The sequence below is a fragment of the Streptomyces flaveus genome, from assembly GCF_014647675.1.
In the GTDB taxonomy this organism is placed as follows: domain Bacteria; phylum Actinomycetota; class Actinomycetes; order Streptomycetales; family Streptomycetaceae; genus Streptomyces; species Streptomyces flaveus.
The window spans coordinates 496,731-518,299 of record NZ_BMPQ01000002.1 but is presented as its reverse complement, the minus strand read 5'-3'; the positions used below and the strand labels follow the sequence as shown (position 1 = coordinate 518,299).

Annotated in this window: 19 protein-coding genes; 9 read left to right on the top strand and 10 right to left on the bottom strand. The window is 69.7% G+C overall.

The annotated features are described in order from the left end of the window. Nucleotides 1–72: 72 nt before the first annotated feature. Both IEZ21_RS05575 and IEZ21_RS05570 read left to right on the top strand, forming a co-directional pair. Nucleotides 73–282: a helix-turn-helix domain-containing protein gene (locus IEZ21_RS05575; RefSeq protein WP_010984411.1), complete on the top strand. Its 210-nt coding sequence runs from the start codon at nt 73–75 to the stop codon at nt 280–282. Then, a complete protein-coding gene (locus IEZ21_RS05570) occupies nt 282–845 on the top strand; it encodes a Clp protease N-terminal domain-containing protein (protein ID WP_189320733.1) in 564 nt (187 codons plus the stop codon). The genes IEZ21_RS05575 and IEZ21_RS05570 overlap by 1 nt, the downstream gene beginning before the upstream one ends. 68 nt (nt 846–913) lie before the next feature. On the opposite strand, the gene IEZ21_RS05565 is transcribed toward IEZ21_RS05570, so the two are convergent. From IEZ21_RS05565 to IEZ21_RS05530, 8 genes are all read right to left on the bottom strand, one after another. Continuing rightward, on the bottom strand, nt 914–1,963 hold the full coding sequence (locus tag IEZ21_RS05565) for a PadR family transcriptional regulator (protein WP_189320732.1): 1,050 nt from the start codon (nt 1,961–1,963) through the stop codon (nt 914–916). Between the two features lies 1 nt (nt 1,964). Beyond that, nucleotides 1,965–2,933 carry a DUF4097 family beta strand repeat-containing protein gene (locus tag IEZ21_RS05560; RefSeq protein WP_189320731.1) on the bottom strand — a complete coding sequence of 323 codons (969 nt, stop codon included), beginning with the start codon at nt 2,931–2,933 and terminating at the stop codon, nt 1,965–1,967. A 219-nt stretch (nt 2,934–3,152) separates the two neighbouring features. Continuing rightward, on the bottom strand, nt 3,153–3,335 hold the full coding sequence (locus IEZ21_RS05555; protein WP_033320086.1) for a DUF6104 family protein: 183 nt from the start codon (nt 3,333–3,335) through the stop codon (nt 3,153–3,155). A 142-nt stretch (nt 3,336–3,477) separates the two neighbouring features. Then, entirely contained in the window at nt 3,478–7,302 is a 3,825-nt protein-coding gene (locus tag IEZ21_RS05550; RefSeq protein ID WP_189320730.1) for a multifunctional oxoglutarate decarboxylase/oxoglutarate dehydrogenase thiamine pyrophosphate-binding subunit/dihydrolipoyllysine-residue succinyltransferase subunit, read from the bottom strand. Nucleotides 7,303–7,550: 248 nt separating this feature from the next. Next, nucleotides 7,551–8,609, bottom strand: coding sequence for a HAMP domain-containing sensor histidine kinase (locus IEZ21_RS05545; RefSeq protein WP_189320935.1), 1,059 nt, complete (start codon nt 8,607–8,609; stop codon nt 7,551–7,553). 272 nt (nt 8,610–8,881) lie between these two features. Continuing rightward, nucleotides 8,882–9,619, bottom strand: a complete 738-nt coding sequence (locus IEZ21_RS05540) for a response regulator transcription factor (protein WP_033320088.1) — start codon at nt 9,617–9,619, stop codon at nt 8,882–8,884. A gap of 112 nt (nt 9,620–9,731) precedes the next feature. After that, complete coding sequence (locus IEZ21_RS05535; protein WP_189320729.1) at nt 9,732–10,430, bottom strand: spermidine synthase family protein; 699 nt, start codon at nt 10,428–10,430, stop codon at nt 9,732–9,734. Nucleotides 10,431–10,528: 98 nt separating this feature from the next. Beyond that, nucleotides 10,529–10,984, bottom strand: a complete 456-nt coding sequence (locus tag IEZ21_RS05530; protein WP_189320728.1) for an ASCH domain-containing protein — start codon at nt 10,982–10,984, stop codon at nt 10,529–10,531. A gap of 177 nt (nt 10,985–11,161) precedes the next feature. Between IEZ21_RS05530 and IEZ21_RS05525 the strand changes: the two genes are divergently transcribed. Next, complete coding sequence (locus IEZ21_RS05525) at nt 11,162–11,689, top strand: HAD domain-containing protein (protein ID WP_189320727.1); 528 nt, start codon at nt 11,162–11,164, stop codon at nt 11,687–11,689. Between the two features lie 38 nt (nt 11,690–11,727). On the opposite strand, the gene IEZ21_RS05520 is transcribed toward IEZ21_RS05525, so the two are convergent. Beyond that, nucleotides 11,728–12,321 carry a DinB family protein gene (locus IEZ21_RS05520; protein WP_189320726.1) on the bottom strand — a complete coding sequence of 198 codons (594 nt, stop codon included), beginning with the start codon at nt 12,319–12,321 and terminating at the stop codon, nt 11,728–11,730. A gap of 165 nt (nt 12,322–12,486) precedes the next feature. On the opposite strand from IEZ21_RS05520, the gene lon reads away from it, so the two are divergent. Beyond that, nucleotides 12,487–14,904 carry an endopeptidase La gene (gene lon / locus IEZ21_RS05515; RefSeq protein ID WP_189320725.1) on the top strand — a complete coding sequence of 806 codons (2,418 nt, stop codon included), beginning with the start codon at nt 12,487–12,489 and terminating at the stop codon, nt 14,902–14,904. A 322-nt stretch (nt 14,905–15,226) separates the two neighbouring features. Next, nucleotides 15,227–15,709 carry a MarR family winged helix-turn-helix transcriptional regulator gene (locus IEZ21_RS05510; RefSeq protein WP_189320724.1) on the top strand — a complete coding sequence of 161 codons (483 nt, stop codon included), beginning with the start codon at nt 15,227–15,229 and terminating at the stop codon, nt 15,707–15,709. Between the two features lie 22 nt (nt 15,710–15,731). Here IEZ21_RS05510 and IEZ21_RS05505 read toward each other — a convergent pair whose 3' ends face one another. Beyond that, entirely contained in the window at nt 15,732–16,517 is a 786-nt protein-coding gene (locus IEZ21_RS05505) for a protein phosphatase 2C domain-containing protein (protein WP_189320723.1), read from the bottom strand. A 357-nt stretch (nt 16,518–16,874) separates the two neighbouring features. Between IEZ21_RS05505 and IEZ21_RS05500 the strand changes: the two genes are divergently transcribed. From IEZ21_RS05500 to IEZ21_RS05485, 4 genes are read left to right on the top strand one after another with little or no spacing between them, the layout of a single operon-like run. Then, complete coding sequence (locus IEZ21_RS05500; RefSeq protein ID WP_189320722.1) at nt 16,875–20,006, top strand: sensor histidine kinase; 3,132 nt, start codon at nt 16,875–16,877, stop codon at nt 20,004–20,006. Next, nucleotides 20,003–20,509 (top strand): roadblock/LC7 domain-containing protein, encoded by a 507-nt coding sequence (locus tag IEZ21_RS05495; protein WP_033320096.1) that lies wholly within the window; start codon nt 20,003–20,005, stop codon nt 20,507–20,509. The genes IEZ21_RS05500 and IEZ21_RS05495 overlap by 4 nt, the downstream gene beginning before the upstream one ends. Beyond that, complete coding sequence (locus tag IEZ21_RS05490; RefSeq protein WP_033320097.1) at nt 20,506–20,919, top strand: DUF742 domain-containing protein; 414 nt, start codon at nt 20,506–20,508, stop codon at nt 20,917–20,919. Before IEZ21_RS05495 ends, IEZ21_RS05490 begins: the two co-directional genes overlap by 4 nt. Further along, complete coding sequence (locus IEZ21_RS05485; protein ID WP_189320721.1) at nt 20,900–21,538, top strand: GTP-binding protein; 639 nt, start codon at nt 20,900–20,902, stop codon at nt 21,536–21,538. Before IEZ21_RS05490 ends, IEZ21_RS05485 begins: the two co-directional genes overlap by 20 nt. Nucleotides 21,539–21,569: the final 31 nt, after the last annotated feature.

Here is a 21,569-nt window from a genome sequence, read left to right as displayed (position 1 = left end):
ACCCGTCTCTTGCACGCCCCTTGATGTCAACTGAGGTTGACGTCAAGGGGCGTGTCAACGTATGTTGACGTCATGACCGAAGCAACAGATCTCGCCGAGCGTGCGGGCGACCGCGATCCGCGGATCGGGCTGCGGGCCGTCTCCGCCTTGCGGCGGCTGCTGGAGCAGCTCGAAGCGGTGCAGGTGCGCAGTGCGCGCAATCAGGGTTGGTCGTGGCAGGAGATCGCCGCGGAACTGGGTGTCAGCAGGCAGGCCGTCCACAAGAAGTACGGGAGGCAGTGATGTTCGAACGGTTCACCAAGGACGCCCGCGCGGTGGTGCTGGGCGCGGTCGAGCACGCCGAGCGGATGGGTGCGGAGACGGTTGAGGAGGGGCACCTGTTGCTTTCCTTGCTCGACCGTGAGGGCAGTCGCGGGTCGTTCGCTCTCGCTTCCCTGGGGCTCGACCGTCAGAAGGAGTCGGTGAAGGAGGCTCTGGCCGAGGTGCGCCGCCGCGGGGGGCTGTCGCGCGCCGACGCCGACGCGCTGTCCGGCCTTGGCATCGATGTCGCGGAGATCGTCTCCCGGGTTGAGGAGACCCATGGCGTAGGCGCACTCGGCGGCGACAAGAAGGACAAGAGGTGGTGGTCAGGCCACCGCACTTTCACCCGCGGCGCCAAGGACACCCTGGAGAAGTCCCTGCGCATCGCCGTGGGCCGGCGCGACCGGCATATCGGCGACGAACACATCCTCCTCGCCCTCACTGTCCTCCCCGGAGTCGCCGCCGAGGCCCTTGCCGACCACGGCGTGACGTACGAGACCGTCACGCGCGTGCTCTACGGCGGCGGCGAGGCGAAGGCAGGCTGAGGCGAAGGGCCAACTGGGGTGCGGCGCCCGGCGCTTCCGCGGGCGCCGCACCCCCGAGGGCTCCCCGCTCAGCCCTTGGGCCGCAGTACCACCCCTATGTGTGCCGCCGCCGTCGACAAGTGGCGGCGGCACTCCCGCAGTTGGTCCTCCGTCACGCCGTTGTCGCGGGCCGCGTCGCGGATGTCGTCGCGGAAGCGATCCAGGAGGCGGTCGAGGTCGCGGGTGGGTTCGCCGGTCGAGTCGTCGTGTGCCCAGGCGGGTTCGTAGTCGGCGGGGAAGTCCTCGGGGGTGACCGTGTAGTCGGGCTCCGGCGTCCGCTCCCTCTCCGGCCGGCCGGCGCCGGCGTCCTTTCCGAAGCCCTTGCCGAACTCGCCGAATTCCTTGGCCAGTTCGGAAAGGCCCTCCCGTACACCCGTCGGCCAGTCGCCCCGTGCGAAGTGGTCCTGCACCTGGTCCTGGACGCGCTTGGCGACGCGCTGGAGTTCCTGGGCCTGGGCCCGCGCCCTCTCCTGCGCCTCCTTGGCCTGGCGGCGTGCCCGCTGGGCCTCCTCGCGGGCTCGTCGGCTCTCGTCCTTCGCGCGCCGGGCCTGTTCCTTCCACTCCTGCTTGACGCGGCGCATCTCTTCCTTCGCGGTACGCCACGCCTCCTTTTCCATGTACTCGGTGGAGTCCCCGTGGGCGGTCTCGTGTTCCCCTCGCCACCCCTTGGCGCCGCCCGTGGTGGGCCCCCGGCGTGCCTCGCTCGCCGCCGCCCGCATCTCGCGGCGCAGGTCACCCGCCGCGCCCCGCACATCGGCCCGGATCTCGGCGGCCAGCTCTGCCACCGACTCGCGGATCTCCAGCTCCAGGTCGGCCAACTCGCCGCTGCGGTCGGCCAGCTCGGCGCGGCCCGCGTCCGTGATCGCGTACACCTTGCGGCCGCCCTCGGTGGTGTGGGTGACCAGGCCCTCGGCCTCCAGCTTGGCCAGCCGGGGATACACCGTGCCGGCCGAGGGCGCGTACAGGCCCTGGAAGCGTTCCTCGAGGAGCCGGATCACCTCGTACCCGTGGCGTGGCGCCTCGTCCAGCAGCTTCAGCAGGTAGAGCCGGAGTCGTCCGTGGGCAAAGACGGGAGGCATGTCAGAGCCCCTTCTTGTCGTTCGGGCCGGAGGTGGGGCTGTCGGGTGAGCCGCTGGGGGAGCCCTCGGAGGGAGGGACGGTCGGGCGGTCGGAGGGGTGGTCGGGGCTTTTGTCGGATGGGCCGGTACCGGTGTCCTCCGGCTCGGCGTCCCATGGCTCGTCCTCCGCCGGAGGCCTCCGTAGCAACGCGATCGAGCCCGAGACGGTCGTCGCCTTCAGCTTTCCGGTGCCCGAGCCCAGGCGGCCGGTGATCTTGTGGGCGCCCCACTGGCCGCTGACCCGGAGGTCGTCGAAGGCGTTGGAGACGGTGCCGCTCGCGGTGTTGGCCTCGACCTCCGCGTCCGCGGGGTGCGGCAGCCGGATGGCGATCTCCCCCGAGACGTTGTTCAGCACGACGTCGGTGGGGCTGTCCGTGTCGAGGTCGACGATCATCGAGCCGCTCACGGAGTCGGCCCGTACGGTGGAGCCCGAGCCCTCGACGACGGTGAGGTCGCCGGAGACGGAGTTGAAACGCAGGTCGCCGGTGACGGCCTGGGCCTCCAGATTCCCCGAGACCGTGTCGGCGCGTACGGAGCCGGAGAGGCCGACGAGTGTCGTGTCTCCCGTGACGCCCTTCACCACCGTCGGGCCGTCCACCCCGGAGACCACGGCGGCGGCGCCGACCACGCCCACCTCGACGCGCGTATGTGCCGGAACCGCCAGGGAGACCACCGCGTCGCGGCGCCAGCCCTTGCGGTCGAGCCACTTGAGGAAGCCCTTCCACGGCAGGTCCTCGTACGCCACCGTGAGCGTGCCGTCCTTGTGGGTCACCGTGAGAGGCGGTCCCTCTATCTCGGTCACCTCGAGGCGGGTGGAACCCTCGTCCACCCCCACGACGTTCACCGTTCCGTTGACGAGGCGCACATGGAGCTCCGTCACGGGGTCATCGAAGGTGAGCTTCTTGGGCTCGGCGACGGACCACTCGGACATGGTGCTGACCTCCTCGACGCGAACGAACGGGACGTTGCGAAACATCGCGACAGGGGGCACCAGCCAGCACGAGCCAAGGCCGATCGCGCCATATCGCGTCTTCCGTTATTCACGATATATCGCGGTCACGGAAAGTCAAGACACACGTTCCAGTGATCTCGCAAGAGGTGAATGCGCAGGTTCGACGCCCGCCGCCGGACTGCTGAGGCGTCGCGAGCCCTACTCGTCGTCCTCGTCGTCGTCCAGTCGCGCCAGCCAGGTCGCCAGCCGCTCCACCGGTACCTCGAAGTCCGGGTTGAGATCGACGAACGTACGGAACTGCTCGGCGAGCCACTCGAAGGTGACCTCTTCCTCGCCGCGCCGCTTCTCAAGTTCCTCGATGCCACGGTCGGTGAAGTACACGGGTGCTCTCCTGGGGGCGTAGGTCTGACGTCTCCAGGTTATGCGGAGCCGGACCTTCAACCGCACGCGCCCGGATACGCCAGAGGGCCCGGCCCCGAGACGAACTCGGTGCCAGGCCCCGCAGAGGACGTACGCCCGAGGCCTACGCCTCGAACACCTCCCGAACCAGCTGCTCCTGCTCGGCCTGGTGCCGCTTGGCCGAACCCACCGCCGGAGACGAACCGTGCGGGCGGGAGATCCGCCGCAGCCGCTCGCCGTGCGGGATGTCCGCGCCGACCGCCAGGTCCAGGTGGTCGATGAGGTTGAGGGCGATGAACGGCCAGGCGCCCTGGTTCGCCGGCTCCTCCTGGGCCCAGAGGTACTTCTCGACGTTCGGGTACTTGCCGATCTCGGCCTGGAGCTCGGCACCCGGGATCGGGTACAGGCGCTCGATGCGGATGATCGCCGTGTCCGTGATGCCGCGCTTCTGGCGCTCGGCGTCCAGGTCGTAGTAGACCTTGCCGGCCGTGAAGACGACCTTGCGGACCGCCGCCGGGTCCACCGACGCGTCACCGATGACCGGACGGAAGCCGCCCGTCGTGAACTCCTCCGCCTTCGACGCCGCCGCCTTCAGACGCAGCATCGACTTCGGGGTGAAGACGACCAGCGGCTTGTGGTGCGGGTTGTGGACCTGCCAGCGCAGCAGGTGGAAGTAGTTCGACGGGAGGGTCGGCATGGCGACCGTCATGTTGTTCTGGGCGCAGAGCTGGAGGAAGCGCTCCGGGCGGGCGGACGAGTGGTCCGGGCCCTGGCCCTCGTAGCCGTGGGGGAGGAGAAGCGTGACGCCGGACGTCTGGGCCCACTTCTGCTCCGCCGACGAGATGAACTCGTCCACCACCGTCTGCGCGCCGTTGACGAAGTCGCCGAACTGCGCCTCCCACAGGACCAGCGCCTCGGGACGGGCCAGGGAGTAGCCGTACTCGAAGCCCATGACCGCGTACTCGGAGAGCAGCGAGTCGTAGACGTTGTAGCGCGCCTGGTCGCTCGAGAGGTACTGGAGCGGGGTGTAGTCCTCGCCCGTGTTCTGGTCCACCAGGACCGCGTGGCGCTGGCCGAACGTGCCGCGGCGGGAGTCCTGGCCCGAAAGACGGACCGGGGTGCCCTCCATCAGCAGCGAGCCGAAGGCCAGGGTCTCGCCCATGCCCCAGTCGATCGTGCCGTCCTCGATCATCGCCGCGCGACGCTGCATCTGCGGCATCAGACGCGGGTGGACGGTGATGTGGTCGGGGATGTTGACCTGCGACTCGGCGACCCGCTTCACGACCTCCTGGGAGACCGCGGTGTCCACGTGGACCGGGAACTCCGCCTCCGGCTGCGGGACGTGCACCTCGGCGGGGGCGTGGACGGCCTCGCGGACCTCGGTGAAGACCTTCTCCAGCTGTCCCTGGAAGTCCTGCAGCGCCTGCTCGGCCTGTTCCAGCGTGATGTCGCCGCGACCGATGAGGGACTCGGTGTAGAGCTTGCGCACCGAGCGCTTCTTGTCGATCAGGCTGTACATCTGCGGGTTCGTGAACGACGGGTTGTCGGTCTCGTTGTGACCGCGGCGGCGGTAGCAGATGAGGTCGATGACGACGTCCTTGTTGAACGCCTGCCGGAACTCGAAGGCCAGGCGCGCGACCCGGACGACGGCCTCGGGGTCGTCACCGTTCACGTGGAAGATCGGCGCCTCGATCATCCGGGCCACGTCGGTGGAGTACATCGACGAGCGCGCGGACTCCGGCGGAGCCGTGAAGCCGACCTGGTTGTTGATGATGATGTGGACCGTGCCGCCGGTGCGGTAGCCGCGCAACTGCGACATGTTCAGCGTCTCGGCCACCACGCCCTGGCCCGCGAAGGCCGCGTCGCCGTGGAGGGCCACCGGCAGGACCGTGAAGTCCGTGCCGCCCTTGCCGATGATGTCCTGCTTGGCGCGGGCGATGCCCTCCAGGATCGGGTCGACCGCCTCCAGGTGCGAGGGGTTGGCAGCCAGCGAGACCTTGATCTGCTCGCCGTCCAGGCCCGTGAACGTGCCCTCGGCGCCCAGGTGGTACTTCACGTCACCGGAGCCGTGCATCGACTTCGGGTCGAGGTTGCCCTCGAACTCGCGGAAGATCTGCGCGTACGACTTGCCGACGATGTTCGCCAGCACGTTCAGCCGGCCGCGGTGGGCCATGCCGATGACGACCTCGTCCAGGCGGGACTCGGCGGCGCTGTCGATGACCGCGTCGAGGAGCGGGATGACGGACTCGCCGCCCTCCAGCGAGAAGCGCTTCTGGCCGACGTACTTCGTCTGCAGGAAGGTCTCGAAGGCCTCCGCCGCGTTCAGCCGACGCAGGATGCGCAGCTGCTCCTCGCGCTCCGGCTTGGTGTGGCCGCGCTCGACGCGGTCCTGGATCCACTTGCGCTGCTTCGGGTCCTGGATGTGCATGAACTCGACGCCGGTGGTGCGGCAGTACGAGTCGCGCAGGACGCCGAGGATGCTGCGCAGCTTCATCATCGACTTGCCGGCGAAGCCGCCGACCGCGAACTCGCGCTCCAGGTCCCACAGGGTGAGCCCGTGCTCGGTGATGTCCAGGTCGGGGTGCTTGCGCTGCTTGTACTCCAGCGGGTCGGTGTCGGCCATGACGTGGCCGCGGACCCGGTAGGAGTGGATCAGCTCGAAGACGCGGGCGGCCTTCGTGACGTCGTCGTCGTGCGAGGCGTCGATGTCCTTGAGCCAGCGGACCGGCTCGTACGGAATGCGCAGGGCCTCGAAGATCTCGTCGTAGAAGCCGTTCTCACCGAGGAGGTAGTTCGCGACGATGCGGAGGAACTCGCCGGAGGCGGCGCCCTGGATCACCCGGTGGTCGTAGGTCGACGTGAGCGTCATGACCTTCGCGATGCCGAGCTTGTTGAGCGTGTCCTGGGACGTGCCCTGGAACTCCGCCGGGTAGTCCATCGAGCCGACGCCCATGATGACCGACTGGCCGGGCATCAGGCGGGGCACGGAGTGGACGGTGCCGAGGCCGCCGGGGTTGGTCAGCGAGACCGTGACACCGGAGAAGTCGTCCATCGTCAGCTTGCCGTCGCGGGCGCGGCGGACGATGTCCTCGTAGGCCTGCCAGAACTCGAAGAAGTTCAGCGTCTCGGCCTTCTTGATGCCGGCGACGACGAGCTGACGGTCGCCGTTGGGCTTCACCAGGTCGATCGCCAGGCCGAAGTTGATGTGCTCCGGCTTGACCAGGGTCGGCTTGCCGTCCTTCTCCGCGTAGTGGTGGTTCATCGACGGCATGGCCTTGATGGCCTGCACCATCGCGTAGCCGATGAGGTGGGTGAAGGAGATCTTCCCGCCCCGGGCGCGCTTCAGATGGTTGTTGATGACGATGCGGTTGTCGAACAGCAGCTTCACCGGGACCGCGCGCACGGACGTGGCCGTGGGCAGCTCCAGAGAGGCGTTCATGTTCTTCGCGACGGCGGCGGCCGGGCCGCGCAGCGGCACGTACTCCGGTCCGGCCGGAGCCTCGGTCGCGGGCGCGGCCTTGGCAGGCGCGGGCTTCGCCGCGGCCGGCTTGGCGGCGGCAGCGGGCTTGGCCGGAGCCGGAGCTTGGGCCGGGGCAGCGGCTGCGGGCTTCGGCGCCGCGGGGGCGGCCGGAGCCTGACCGTCGGCGGAAGCCGGGGCAGCAGGAGCCGGAGCCGCGGCGGGCGCGGCCTGAGCCGTCGTCGTGGGGGTCCCTGCGGCCCCCGCGGCCGCAGTACGCGACGTGGCCGAGGCGGCGACGCCGCCCGGCTTGTAGTCGGCGAAGAAGTCCCACCAGGCGCGGTCTACCGAATTCGGGTCCTGGAGGTACTGCTGATAGATCTCGTCGACGAGCCACTCGTTCGGACCGAAGGCGGCGGCCGGGTTCTTCCCGGCCTTCCCGGCTTGGTCGTCTGTGGAGATGCTCGAGTTACTGGGGGACTGTGGCGACACGGCGGCAACCGCCCTCTTCCGCTTCACAAGGTGATGGACAGCGGGAATCAAGGCTACGCCCCCATGGCCGCCGGATGCAGACCGGGCCAGGCGATCGTCATGTAAGTCACATCGAAACACGTGTTTCGATGCTGGAAATGGCGGGAAACAAGCGCGGTTACCCTGCGGGCGCCCCGCGGAATCCAGGGATCTTGCGACCCGATCCGTGCATCTTGCGATGATCTGGCGATCCGGATTCGAACCGTACGTCAGCCCGTGAGCGGAGGCAGCCCCGGAAGGGTGACCTGGATTCGGCAACCGCGCTGGGATTCGGCCACCCGGATCCGGCCGCCGTGCAGATCGACGGCCCAGCGCGCGATGGCCAGCCCCAGACCCGTACCGCCGTCGCTGCCCGGACCGTGCGGTGCGACGACTCCGCCCCGGTTGAAACGCTCGAAGACCCGGTGCCACTCCGACTGCGGGATCCCGGGGCCCTCGTCCAGAACCTCCAGATCGAGCGACTCCGGATAGTCCCCGCGCCGTGCCTTCACCGTCACGCGGCCGTGCGGAGGGCTGTGCTTGACCGCGTTGTCGATGAGGTTGGCGACGACCTGGTGGATCCGCTCCGGGTCGGCGTGCGCGGTCAGCTCGGGCGGCCACACGTCCAGGTGCAGATGCACATCCGTACGCGTGTGGGTGCCGGAGCCCGAGGAGATGCCCGCGCGCGCGGAGGACACCATGTTGGCCTCCTTCAGCACGCCGGACAGATACGGCCACACCTCGAAACGGCGCCTGCGCAGCGGTACGACGCCGTTGTCCAGGCGCGAGAGGTCGAGCAGGGTCTCCACCAGGCGGCCGAGGCGCTCCGTCTGCTTCAGGGCGATGCGCATCGTCTCGGGGTCAGCGGCCGACACGCCGTCCACGACGTTCTCCAGGACCGCGCGCAGGCCCGCGATGGGGGTGCGCAGCTCGTGCGAGACGTTCGCCACCAGCTCCTTGCGCTGGAGGTCCTGGGCCTCCAGGTCGTCGGCCATGCGGTTGATCGTCTGGGCCAGGTCGCCCAGTTCGTCGCGGCGGTCGGCGCCCCTGACCCGGCTCGTGTAGTCGCCGTGCGAGATGGACCGGGCCACGGTGTTCATCTCGTCCAGCGGGGCGGTCAGCGAGTGCGCCACGAACTGCGTGATCAGCAGCGTCGCGATCATCGAGAAGACCGTGATGAAGCGCAGCTCGGTCTCGGTGCGCACGGCGATCGTCATCAGACCGGTGGTGATGAAGACCGAGACGACGACGAGCGTGCCGAGCTTCGTCTTGATGGAGAAGGGCCGCAGATGCTGGAGCGCCGCACCGAGAGGCCCGAAGAGCCTGCCGGCGACGGGCCCTTCCTTCGTGCGGAGCACGGCTTCGGCCCGCAGGCGTGCGGCGTCGGACCGCCGACGCAGGCTGTCGGACCGCCGGTGCAGGATCTCGGAGCGCCGCAGCAGCACGTCGGACCACCACAGCAGGGCCTTCGACCACCACAGGAGGGCGGTCGCGAGGAGCCGCCCCGGGGCGGGGCGGCGTCCCTGCCCGGCGTACGGCTCTTCCGTGCCCTCCGCCTCGCTCACGGCGTCGGCGTCTCCAGGGCGTATCCCACACCGTGCACGGTGCGGATCCTCTCGGCACCGATCTTCCGGCGCAGGGCCTTGATGTGGCTGTCCACGGTCCGGGTGCCGGAGGCGTCCGCCCAGTCCCACACCTCGGCGAGCAGCTGCTCGCGCGAGAGCACCGCACGCGGCGTGTTGGCCAGGCAGACCAGCAGATCGAACTCGGTGGGCGTCAGATGGACGTCCTCGTTGTGCACCCGCACCCGCCGCTGCGCATGGTCGATCTCCAGCTCGCCCAGGCGCAGGATGCCGGAACGGGGAGTCGACGCGGCGACCACGGCGCGCTCCACGCGGCGCAGCAGCACGTGTACACGCGCGGCCAGCTCACGCATGGAGAAAGGCTTCGTCATGTAGTCGTCGGCGCCCACGCCGAGCCCGACCAGCATGTCCGTCTCGTCGTCGCGCGCGGTCAGCATCAGCACCGGCACCGGTCGCTGCGCCTGCACCCGACGGCAGACCTCCAGGCCGTCGAAGCCCGGCAGCATGATGTCGAGGATCAGCAGATCGGGCTGCCAGGCCTCGGCCGTGTCGACGGCGGCCGGTCCGTCACCTGCGGTCTGTACGAGAAATCCCTCGGCACGCAACCGGGCGGCGATGGCGTCCACGATCGTCGGATCGTCCTCGACCACCAGCACCCGGCGCTGTGCGCCCGGCGTGGCCGCCGTGCCGTTTTGGGATGTGTGGGTCTGCTCCATCGCCCGCCCCTGAAGTGTGCTTTCCGGAATCGTGGGGGTGATTCCATGACTGCGCTTGACGCTTGAATGATCCGCGTCGGTGAGCAGAGTACGGGCAGTTACCACCGCTCGGCTATCCAGGCCCGACCGCGAGATGCACGACGTCCGGAACGCCCCGGGCAACCGGGATCTCTTCGGTACGCACCTGCTGGAACCCGGCATTCCGCAAGGTTCCCTCGAAATCAGACGATGGCTGGGCCGACCACACGGCCAGCACCCCGCCTGGCCTCAACAACCTTGCGCACGCGGTGAGTCCGGCCGCCGAATAGAGGCTTTCGTTGCCCTCCGTCACGGTCCATCCGGGCCCGTTGTCGATGTCCAGGCACAGCGCGTCGTATGTGTCCGATGTCTCATTGACGTAAGCGACCAGGTCGTCTTCGACGATCTCGGTACGCGAATCCGCGAGCGCGGCTGCCGAGATTTCCGCCAGCGGCCCCTCCAGATGCCAGTCGATGATCGCCCGCTCCCGCTCGACCACCGCGATACGCCCCCATCGCGGATCGGCGGCCGCGTGCGCCAGCGAGAACCCGACACCGAGACCGCCGATCAGCACGCTCGGCTCCGGCCGCCGCCCGTCCAGGGTGTCGCGAGCGGCGTCGATGAGCAGCCGCTCCGAGCGGCCGTCCGACGTGTCCATCAGGAAGCATCCGTTGGCGATGATCTGCAGCAGTTCGCCGTGGCGGCGCAGGACGACTTCGCCGTACGGGCCGTCGCGGCGGTCGATGACTACGGGGGCTTCCGGGTCTACGGGGGTGTCGTACGGGGTGGTCATGGGGCCATCCTGGCAAGTCGCTCCGGCGAGGGGCAGCCGAATTGGCGGAGCCACGTGGCGTCGGTCCTGCGAGGGCGGCGTTGGCCGGGCCCGGCAGGTCAGCCGGCGGGGCGGAGGTCGGCGACGAGGCGGAAGCGTTCCAGGACCGTGGGCGTCGTGTCGTCCACGGTGAACCCGGGGTCCTCCAGTGCCGCGCGCATCTCCTCGCTGTGCCAGAACCGCTCGTGGCCCGCCCGCCACTCGGCCACGCCGGTGTAGCCCTCACCTTCGTCCACCGCGTGGGCGAGAGCCACCTGCGCCAGCGGTACGACGCGGACGTCGGTCACCTCGATGACTCCCACCGGCCGGTCGTCGGAGTCGACGACCACCGAACGGCTCCCCGCCTCGGGCAGTGGCTCACCCTCGTGCTCGTAGTCGACGAGAAGCCCCGTCGTGGACGTCTTGGAACCGTCGAGAATCGCCGCGACAAGCTGGTCGCGCAGCGGTCCGGGGAAGGCGAACTCGGCTTTGGGTAACGATGCGAGGTCTTCGGGTGAGGCCGAGTCGGTCGTCATGCGGTCACGGTAGTCCGGGGCCGGTCACCTCCCCCGGAGGGGAGGGGGAGGGGCGTGCGCGGGAAAATGTGACAGTGATGGGGGAAGGTGTCACATTTTCCGGACCCACCTGTCGGTGGGCAGCAGCGCTTGATGGAGCGCAGCCGCCCGCTTGGGGCGAGCCGATAGCGTGCGGCCATGGCCGAACACGCGGAGCGCCCGCTGCTCTTCCTGGACGTCGATGGAACGCTCCTGCCCGTTGGGGGAGCGCGGCTTCCCTCGGCGCTTGAGGACTGGGACGGCTGGCAGGACGTGTCGAATCCTCAGCTGGCGAAGATCGATCTCGCGCACGGTCCGCGTTTGCTGGCGCTGCCCTGCACCCTGATGTGGGCCACCGCGTGGATGGACGACGCCAACGAGGTGATAGCTCCCCTGCTCGGGCTGCCCGAGCTTCCGGTGGCGGACCTGCCGGACGCGCCGGAGGAGGACGAGGCAGGCGTGCTGCACTGGAAGACCCGAGCCCTCGTCCAGGCTGCGGCGGGGCGCCCGTTCATCTGGGTCGACGACGAGATCACCGATCTCGATTGCGCCTGGGTGTCGACGCACCATCCAGGGCAAGCCCTCCTCCACCGCGTCGATTCCACGGTCGGCCTCGTCGATACGGACTTCGCCGTACTCGACGACTGGCTGCGCGAGGCGTGCGGTTCGCCCCGAGGGCTGAGTTAAGAGTTCGGCGATGCCCCGCCGAACCCATCAGTCCGACGTCACGCGTCTCGGTCGGCTTCCCGAGCCACACGCTCCAGTCGGCTTCGATGGTTCTCCCACCATGCCGAGTCACCCGGCGGCATGCTGTCGTTGCCCTTGTTCATCCCCACGGCGCCGTCCATGAGTTCCCGGACGATGTCGGCGTGCCCGGCGTGCCGGTGCGTATCAGCGATCACGCGCACGACGGCATGATGCAACGTCACCTCGTCCCTGCCGTCGGGCCACCACGGCACCCTGCCGGTCGTGTCCAGCGTCAGTGCGTCGATCGTCGCGTCCGCGTGCGCCCACGCCCGGTGGTAGAGCCCCACGATGTACTCGCGTGACTCGTCGGCGGTGGCCCACATGTCCGCGTTGGGCTCAGCACCCTCGTCGAGCCAGGGCAGCGGCTCGCCGGACGGTCGTCCGAAGGTGTCGCCGAGGTAGCCCAGCTCCGGGGTTGCCGCGTGTTTCACCAGGCCCAGGAGGTTGGTGCCGGTCGGCGTCAGTGGGCGGCGGGTGTCGTACTCCGAGAGCCCTTCGAGCTTCCACAGCAGGGCATCGCGGGCGGACTGGAGGTAAAAGCGAAGGTCAGCCTTGGGATCCGATGCGGTCATGGGGTCAGTCTGCCGCTCGCGTGATCTTTGTTCGCCGCCTTCCTCAAGGAGGAGAGCGTAGTGCTCTGTGATCGCTGACAGCGAACGGTCCCCAGCGCGGGGAACATTCCACAACCCCTGTGCATTGAGTCTGCATAACTCAACTTGACTGCCATAGGGGAGACCATGACTTCGACGTCCACACCGCTCACCCTGCCCGTGCTGCCGCTCGACGAAGAGGTCGTGCTGCCCGGAATGGTGGTGCCCCTGGACCTGAACGACGCCGATGTACGAGCCGCGGTGGAGGCCGCACAGGCCGCCGCGCGTTCCAGTGGGAGTAGCAAGCCGAAGGTACTGCTTGTTCCACGCATCGACGGGACATACGCGAGTACGGGTGTGCTCGGGACCGTCGAGCAGGTCGGCCGGCTGGCCGACGGTGACCCGGGCGCGCTGATCCGCGGGCGCGGGCGGGTGAAGATCGGGGCCGGGACCACCGGGCCCGGAGCCGCGCTGTGGGTCGAGGGGACCCGGCTGGACGAGAGCGTGCCCGATCCGCTGCCCGGTCACGCCGCCGAGCTCGTCAAGGAGTACAAGGCCCTTGCCACCAGCTGGCTGCGCAAGCGCGCCGCCTGGCAGGTGGTCGACCGGGTGCAGGCGATCGACGACGTGTCCGCCCTGGCCGACAACTCCGGGTACTCGCCCTTCCTGACCACCGCGCAGAAGGTCGAGCTCCTCGAGACCGCCGACCCCGTCGCCCGCCTCAAGCTCGCCACCGAGCAGCTCCGCGAGCACCTCGCCGAGCAGGACGTCGCCGAGTCCATCGCCAAGGACGTACAGGAAGGCGTCGACAAGCAGCAGCGCGAGTTCCTGCTGCGGCGGCAGCTCGAAGCCGTACGCAAGGAGCTGCGCGAGCTGAACGGTGAGCAGGAAGGCGAGGAGTCCGACGACTACCGGGCCCGAGTCGAGGCCGCCGACCTTCCCGAGAAGGTCCGTGAGGCCGCCCTCAAGGAGGTCGACAAGCTGGAGCGGTCGAGCGACCAGTCGCCCGAGGGCTCCTGGATCCGGACCTGGCTCGACACCGTGCTCGAGCTGCCCTGGAACGAGCGCACGCAGGACGAGTACGACATCCAGGGCGCCCAGGCCATCCTCGACGCCGAGCACGCCGGGCTGCAGGACGTGAAGGAGCGGATCACCGAGTACCTCGCCGTGCGCAAGCGGCGCCTGGAGCGAGGGCTGGGAGTCGTGGGCGGTCGCCGCGGCGGTGCCGTGCTCGCGCTCGTCGGCCCGCCCGGTGTCGGCAAGACCAGCCTCGGCGAGTCCGTCGCGCACGCGATGGGGCGGAAGTTCGTACGGGTCGCCCTCGGTGGCGTACGCGACGAGGCCGAGATCCGCGGTCACCGGCGTACGTACGTGGGCGCGCTGCCCGGTCGTATCGTCCGCGCCATCAAGGAGGCCGGGTCCATGAACCCGGTCGTGCTCCTGGACGAGATCGACAAGGTCGGCTCCGACTTCCGGGGCGACCCCGCCGCCGCCCTGCTCGAAGTCCTCGACCCCGCCCAGAACCACACCTTCCGCGACCACTACCTGGAGGTCGAACTCGACCTGAGCGACGTGGTGTTCCTGGCCACGGCCAACGTCCTGGAAGCCATTCCGGAGGCGCTGCTCGACCGGATGGAGCTGGTGCGGCTCGACGGCTACACCGAGGACGAGAAGGTCGTCATCGCCCGGGACCACCTGCTGCCGCGGCAGTTGGAGAGGGCCGGTCTGGAGGAGGCCGAAGTCGCCCTGGACGAGAGCGCGTTGCGCAAGCTCGCCGGTGAGTACACGCGGGAAGCGGGTGTACGAAACCTGGAGCGGGCCATCGCACGGCTGCTCCGCAAGGTCGCCGCTCAGCACGAACTCGGCGAGCGGAAGCTGCCGTTCACCGTCGGCGAGGGCGATCTGCGTGAGCTGATCGGCCGGCCGCACCATGTGCCCGAGTCCGCCCAGGACCCGGCCGAGCGTCGTACGGCCGTCCCCGGTGTCGCCACCGGGCTCGCGGTCACCGGCGCGGGTGGTGACGTGCTGTACGTGGAGGCGTCGCTGGCCGATCCGGAGACGGGAGCCGCGGGTCTGACCCTCACGGGTCAGCTGGGCGACGTGATGAAGGAGTCCGCGAAGATCGCGCTCTCCTTCCTCCGCTCGCACGGCGCCGAACTCGAGCTGCCCGTGGCCGACTTGAAGGACCGGGGCGTGCACATCCACTTCCCGGCGGGCGCGGTCCCCAAGGACGGACCGAGCGCGGGCGTCACGATGACGACGGCTCTCGCGTCGCTGCTGAGCGGGCGGCTCGTGCGTACGGATGTGGCGATGACAGGTGAGGTCTCGCTGACCGGGCGGGTGCTGCCCATCGGCGGCGTCAAGCAGAAGCTGCTGGCCGCGCATCGGGCCGGTGTCACCACCGTCATCATCCCCAAGCGCAACGAGCCCGACCTGGACGACGTCCCCGCCGAGGTTCTGGAGAAGCTCGACGTCCACGCCGTCACGGACGTCCGCCAGGTGCTGGAGCTGGCGCTGTCGCCGGCTACGAACGGGGCGGCTCCGGAGGTTCCGGTGGCGGCGTGACGGACGCCATCGGGAATGAAGACCCGGGTCCCCTTGCGGGGCCCGGGTCTTCGGCATACGGCCGGGTGGGGTGGGGGTGGGTTTTGGGTTCGTTGCCGGGTGCAGGTTCGTTGTGGCTGGTCGCGCCCACGCGGCGGAGCCGCAAATCGATACAGCCCCGCGCCCCTAAAAGCAAAAGCCTGCGGCTTCCCGCGCCCTGACGGGGCGCACGTGCCCTGGTCTGCTTCTCGGGGCGCCCGCAGCCCGGAAATACCCCCGGAGCTGCGGGAATGACTAAGCTTCGGCCAACTTTCAGGATCGGGAAGCAGAGTCAGGGGCCGATGTGGGCGAGGGCGGAAACGGTGAGGAGCAGCCGTTGCGGTCGGGGCAGGGTGTGGATCAGGAGTTCCTGGCCCTGGAGCGGGAGTTGACCGTTCTCCTGCGGCGCGCGAGGGCCTCCTCCGGGGAGATGGCCCGGGAGGTCCACCCCGATCTGGAGTCCGCCGCGTACGGGCTGCTCGCACGCCTGGATGAGCGCAGCGGTCAGCGTGCCACCGAGCTCGCCGCCTTCATCGGCGTCGGCAAGGCCACCATGTCCCGGCAGTTGAGGGCCCTCGAAGAGCTGGGCCTCATCGCCCGCGAGCCCGACCCCGCCGACGGCCGCGCCTGGCTGGTCCACCTCACGGAGGAGGGGCGGGCCAGGTTCCGTATGGTCCGGGATGCGCGACGGGCGCGTTACGTGCGCCAGCTCGCCAACTGGGATCGCAAAGAGGTCGCCGAACTGGCCCGGCTGCTGAACCAGTTGAACCGGAGGAGTGAGGGCTGACCTCCGGGGGAGTACGAGTGGATCACAGCTCCACGTACACCACCGTCGCGTCATCATGCGTCTTGCTCCGCCCCAGGAACTCCCTTCCCGTATCGGCCCGTTCCAGCTCCCGTACCCGGTCGACGAGCGCCTGGCCGCCCTCCTTGCGTACCAGCGTGACGAGGTCGGCCCAGTCGCCCTGGCGGAACTTGTCCACCCAGCGTGTGGCGCCGTCCGTCAGGGCGGTGAGCGTGCGGACGTCGGCGCGCGGGAGAGTGCCGGTCACCGCGCGTGCCGCCACCGAGGGATCCGCGGCGGCCGTGAAGAAGCCGCCCTCCTTGTTGCGGATCGTCGCGTCGGTGATCGCGTGTGTGGCCAGGGAGGTGCGGGGGACGCGGGAGAGGCGGTCGTCGAGGAGCGGGGTGACCGTGCCGGAGGGGGACTCGGCGAGGAGGGCGGAGTCGGACAGGACCAGGTACTCGACCTCGTGCGCGGACCAGCGAGCGAGGACCACAGTGGCCTGAGGGGTTCGTGGGTGAGAAAGGTCACATGTGGTGCGATGGGCGTCAGCGGTTCGTGAGATGGCCTGGCCCAGCACCTCGGTGAGGGGCAGATCTCGGCGTGAAACGGACAGTTCCCCCAGCGCTCCGCCGAGCCGCGCCGTGAACCACGGGACCGAATGCCGACAGTCCACCTCGGTGGCCGGCGGAGTCACACCGTCAAGCACGACAAGCGAACCGCCCTGACCGGAGGCCGGGAGCCCGGCCGCCGCGTAGTCCTCGTTCGGGCGGGCGGGGTCGCCGGGCACCGAGATCAGTTCCGTACGCATTCGGCCAGTCTGCACGAGCTCTTCACAAGCTTCTTCAAAGGCTGGCAATCGTCGCCGAATTGGCGCGGAGCGGCAGGTCACGCGCCTGAAATGGGGCGGAATAAAAGGCTCCGCCGGGGCGTGGCGGCGCATCTTGCCACCGGCCGCTGTGGGAGTCCAACCGGCCCGCCGCGCAAGGTCGCTGCACTGGCCAGAAGAACTTGCCCACCCCTGCCCCACCGGGGTTCACTCCTTTGGGTGGTGGGTCAGGCGTTGCGCGGCCACCGCCCACCGGCACTGGGAGGGTCGGAAGCCGTAACGGTGGCGACACGTCTGTTTACTGATCGTCACCCGGGCCCATGGGTACACGAGTCAAGAATGCGAGCATCGGTGCAGAAGATGCGGCCTCGGCGCAAAGGCAATCAGACGGCCTCGAACGAGGCCTCCGGGCGCCCGCCGGGCTCCCCGAACTCCCCGGCGCGAGAGCCCGGTCGCCCCGACCCCGCAGGAAAAGGCCGCCCCGCCCACGTACGCACCCGGCTGATCGTCGCCGTCGCCGTCGTGGCCGCCGCGATCGCCGGAGCCGGTACCCCCTCCATCGTCACCGCCTCCAGCGACCTGAACGACTCCCAGAACCTGGTCACGCTCGCCGATCACACCAAGGACGCGCTGACCCTCGCCCACGCGCTCGCCGACGAACGCGACGAGGTCACCTCCTACATCGCGGCCGGCCGCCCCGACGGCGAGGGCCCCTCCGAACGGCACAGCGCCCGCGTCGACCGGCAGGTCGACGAGCTGAGCACCGAGGAGGCGCCCGCCGAGCTGCGCAAGGACCTCGACGAGATCGCTTCCGTACGCAGAGCAGCGCTCACCGGTGAGAGCACCGCTCTCGAAGCGCATCGGGCGTACTCCGCCGCCATCACCGAACTCCACGGCCTCGCCGAGGACCTGGCCGAGCAGCTGCCGCCCCGCGCGGGCTCCGGCGCGCACGCGCTCGCCGACCTCGACACCGCCGTCCAGCAGGCCGCCGCCACCCGCGGACTGCTCCTCGCCGCGCTGAACGTGCCCACCAGGACCGAGACCGTCACCGACCCGATCACCGGCGAGACCAGCAGGGAGACCACGTCTTCCGCGGCCGACACCAGGACGCGCAACGCCCTAAGCGCCGCCGCCCAGCAGGCGAACGTCCGCGAGCAGGCCGCACTCGCCGACTTCCACGACGGCGCGCCGAACACCGACAGCGCCTCGTACTACTCCACGGTGACCGGCCCCGACGTCACCTCCGCCGAGAGGTACCTCGCGACCCTCGTCGACCGGGCGACCCTCTCCGAGTCCGAACTCGGCACCAACACCGAGAAACTGGACGCCGCGCTCTCCGCCCGCGTCGAGTCGATGCGCGGCATCGAGGCGTCCCTCAACAGCCAACGGGCCAGGGATCTCGCCCAGTTGCGCGACGACGACGTCACCGCGCTGGAGATCCGTATCGCACTCCTCGGCTTCCTGATGCTGCTCGCCGTCGGCGTCTCCACGGCCATGGCCCGTACGCTGACCCGCCCGCTGGCCGTGCTCCGCCTCGGCTCGGCCCGCCTCGCCGCCGCCCCGGCCACCGAGGAGCCGGTGAAGTTCACCGGCCGCAACGACGAGTTCGCCCAGGTCGTACGCTCCGTCAACGCCCTGCACGCGCACGCCGTCGCGCTCCAGGAGCGGCTGAAGACCCTGGAGAGCGACCGCAAGCACCTCATCGGCGGTCGGCAGCACATGGCCGACGAGCGCGACAAGCTGCGCAGTGAACTCGCCGAGGCCACCGCCCACTTGGCGCAGGTACGGCAGAACATCCACGGCACCTTCGTCAACCTCTCGCTGCGCACCCTCGGCCTCGTCGAGCGGCAGCTCTCCGTCATCGAGCAGCTCGAGGAGCGCGAGCAGGACCCCGACCGGCTCGGCACGCTCTTCCGTCTCGACCACTTCGCCACCGTCATGCGCCGCCACAGCGAGAACCTGCTGGTCCTCGCGGGCGCCGAACACGGCCACCAGCACCCCGAGCCGGTCCCGCTCATCGATGTCGTACGCGCCGCCGTCAGCGAGATCGAGCGCTACGAACGGGTACGGATCGCCGCGGTGCCGCCACACGCGCACCTCGCCGGGTTCGCGGCGGACGACATCAGCCACCTGGTGGCCGAACTCATGGAGAACGCCACGTCGTTCTCGCCGCCCGACATCCCCGTCGAGGTCTCCGGCTGGCTCCTGGAAAGCGGCGAGGTCATGCTCTCCGTACAGGACGAGGGCATCGGCATGACCACCGAGCGGCTCGACCAGCTCAACGCCCGCCTCTCGGACTTCAGCCCCGATGACAGCTACGACACGTACGACCAGGAGGGCGGCGAGGGTCTCGGGCTCGGCCTGTACGTGGTGGCGCGGCTCGCCCACCGGCACGGCGTACGGGTACGGCTGCGCGAGCAGAAGCAGGGCGGTATCGCGGCGGTCGTGGTCCTGCCCAAGTCGCTGCTCGCCGCCGCACCGGCCATAGCGGTCCCGTCGACGACCCACCCGGCGGTCGGCAGCGCCGGCTCGCTGTCGTTCCCCGGCGCCGACTCCGAGGTCAACTCCAATGTGCTGCAGGGCCGTTCGGGCCAATCGAGCGGTTCGAGCCGGGATCCGCTGATCGCGGCGGCGGAGGGGGCGGTACGGGAGGACACCGGAGCCGACGTCGATTCCGACACCGGCGCCGGGGAAGCCGTACGGGACGACGCGGCGTCCCTCGCGCCCTCCGCATCGGAAGCCGAGCGCGCGCCCGCGAAATCCGCTGAGCCCTCTCAGCCCGATCAGCTCCCGGAGCCCGCTGAGCTCGATCAGCCCGCTGGGCTCCAGGAGCCCGCTCAGCCGGGCGAGGCCCCAGATCCCGCCCACGCCCCAGATCCCGCTGAGGCCCCAGAGCCACCAGAGCCCGCTCAGCTCGCAGAGTCCGCTCAGCCGGGCGAGGCCCCAGAGCCACCGGAGCCCGCTGGGCCTTCGGAACCACCCGAGCCTTCCGGGCCTGAGACCACCATGGCGCTCATCGCCATCCCCGCCCAGGCCGGCAACCCCGACCCCTACGCCATCGGCCCCGACTCCCACGAACGGGCTCACGACGACCGTTTCGCAAGCGAGCGGGTCGCAGGCGAGCAAGTCACGGACGGACAGGTCGCGGACGAGCCGGAGCGGGTCACCGACAAGGGCCTGCCCAAGCGGACGCCCAAGATCAACGCGCCTGCACCGGCTGCCAGGCCGCGCGCGGCCTCCGTGGACGCCGAGGCGCTGCGCCGCAGGCTGGGCGGGTTCCACCGGGGCGCGATCGAGGGCCGCCGGGACGTCGAGGCGGAGCTCGACGAGCAGCAGACGGCCGGGACGCGGGCGCCGACAGGGGAACGCGCGGAACGCGCCACAGAACCCGCAGCGGAACGCGCAGCACAAGTCGTGGAGACCGAGGGGGACAACGTCCAGGGGGACACCGTCGAGGAGGCAAGCAGTTGAAGGCGCCGAGTACCTTCGGACTGAGCAATGAGGCCCGCAATCTGCACTGGCTGCTGACGAACCTCGTCGAGGAGGTGCCGGGCATCCTGTCGGTCGCGGTGGTCTCTTCCGACGGCCTGCTGCTGCTCTCCTCCGACCCCGGGAGAAACGCGGAGGCTGTCGCCGTGGCGGGCACGGCCAGGCCCACAGGACCCAGGGGTTCCTCCGCCGACCTCGCCACCGTCGTCTCCGGCATCGGCAGCCTCACCATCGGCGCCGCCCGGCTGATGGACTCCGGCCGCGTCAAGCAGACCATGGTCGCGATGGAGGAGGGCAGCCTCTTCGTCATGTCGATCAGCGACGGCTCGCTGCTCGGTGTGCACGGCGCGTCGGACTGCGACATGAGCGTCGTCGCGTACCACATGGCGCTCTTCGTGGGCCGCGCCGGGCACGTCCTGACCCCCGAACTCCGCAGCGAGCTGCGCCAGTCGATAGAGGACGCGTCGATAGGGAGCACCCAGTGAGCAGCCAGGCGCCCAAGCTTCCGGTACGAGGTGCCGACCGGAAACCGGCCCGCGTACGCCCCTACTCGCTCACCGGCGGCCGTACGCGCTTCGGCCACGTACTGCTCGTCGAGACCTTCGTCGCCAGCACCGCCGCGCTCGAAGCCCCCGAAGAACGGCGGGAGTTGACGAACGGCTCCCTCAACACCCGCGTCATGCCCGAGATGCGGGCCATCGTCGAACTCTGCCGCCGGATGCGCACGGTGGCCGAGATCTCCGCGCTGCTGAAGATGCCGCTCGGCGTGGTCCGCGTACTCATCAGCGATCTGGCGGACCAGGGAAAGATCCGCGTGTACGGAACCGGTCACGGCACCGGACAGCCGGACCGCGCACTGCTCGAAAGGGTGCTGAATGGACTCCGCCGTCTCTGAGGCCGTCGCCGAACCCATAGCCGTCCCGGACGCGGACGAGAACCTCCAGGCCTGGCAGACGGACCCGACACGCGCCCCGATCGCCACGAAGATCGTGGTGGCCGGCGGCTTCGGCGTCGGCAAGACCACGCTCGTCGGCGCCGTCTCGGAGATCACGCCTCTTGAGACCGAGGCGCTGATGACCGAGGCGAGCGAGGACACCGACGACCTCACCGCGACGCCCGAGAAGCTGACGACGACCGTGGCCATGGACTTCGGCCGCATCACGCTCGACGACGACCTGGTGCTCTACCTCTTCGGCACACCGGGCCAGCAGCGGTTCTGGTTCATGTGGGACGACCTCGTACGCGGCGCGATCGGCGCGGTCGTCCTCGCCGACACCCGCCGCCTGAAGGACTGCTTCCCCGCTCTTGACTACTTCGAGAGCTGCGGACTGCCGTACGTCGTCGCCGTCAACCACTTCGACGGCACCGACCGGTACGAGCCCGAAGACGTACGCGAGGCCCTCACTGTGCCCGCACACATACCTGTCATGATCATGGACGCGCGCCGCCGGATCTCGGTGATCGAGACCCTGCTGGCCCTCGTCGGCCACGCGCTCGAAGTAAGCCCCGAGTAGTCGCCAGTAGTTCCAGGCCAGTAGTGCCAGG

Excerpts from the sequence above, each read along its gene's own strand:
- IEZ21_RS05520 (WP_189320726.1), bottom strand. The coding sequence starts at position 12,321 with ATGACCGCATCGGATCCCAAGGCTGACCTTCGCTTTTACCTCCAGTCC.
- lon (WP_189320725.1), top strand. The coding sequence starts at position 12,487 with ATGACTTCGACGTCCACACCGCTCACCCTGCCCGTGCTGCCGCTCGAC.
- IEZ21_RS05525 (WP_189320727.1), top strand. The coding sequence starts at position 11,162 with ATGGCCGAACACGCGGAGCGCCCGCTGCTCTTCCTGGACGTCGATGGA.
- IEZ21_RS05505 (WP_189320723.1), bottom strand. The coding sequence starts at position 16,517 with ATGCGTACGGAACTGATCTCGGTGCCCGGCGACCCCGCCCGCCCGAAC.
- IEZ21_RS05540 (WP_033320088.1), bottom strand. The coding sequence starts at position 9,619 with ATGGAGCAGACCCACACATCCCAAAACGGCACGGCGGCCACGCCGGGC.
- IEZ21_RS05500 (WP_189320722.1), top strand. The coding sequence starts at position 16,875 with ATGCGAGCATCGGTGCAGAAGATGCGGCCTCGGCGCAAAGGCAATCAG.
- IEZ21_RS05565 (WP_189320732.1), bottom strand. The coding sequence starts at position 1,963 with ATGCCTCCCGTCTTTGCCCACGGACGACTCCGGCTCTACCTGCTGAAG.
- IEZ21_RS05485 (WP_189320721.1), top strand. The coding sequence starts at position 20,900 with ATGGACTCCGCCGTCTCTGAGGCCGTCGCCGAACCCATAGCCGTCCCG.
- IEZ21_RS05575 (WP_010984411.1), top strand. The coding sequence starts at position 73 with ATGACCGAAGCAACAGATCTCGCCGAGCGTGCGGGCGACCGCGATCCG.
- IEZ21_RS05570 (WP_189320733.1), top strand. The coding sequence starts at position 282 with ATGTTCGAACGGTTCACCAAGGACGCCCGCGCGGTGGTGCTGGGCGCG.
- IEZ21_RS05535 (WP_189320729.1), bottom strand. The coding sequence starts at position 10,430 with ATGACCACCCCGTACGACACCCCCGTAGACCCGGAAGCCCCCGTAGTC.
- IEZ21_RS05560 (WP_189320731.1), bottom strand. The coding sequence starts at position 2,933 with ATGTCCGAGTGGTCCGTCGCCGAGCCCAAGAAGCTCACCTTCGATGAC.
- IEZ21_RS05530 (WP_189320728.1), bottom strand. The coding sequence starts at position 10,984 with ATGACGACCGACTCGGCCTCACCCGAAGACCTCGCATCGTTACCCAAA.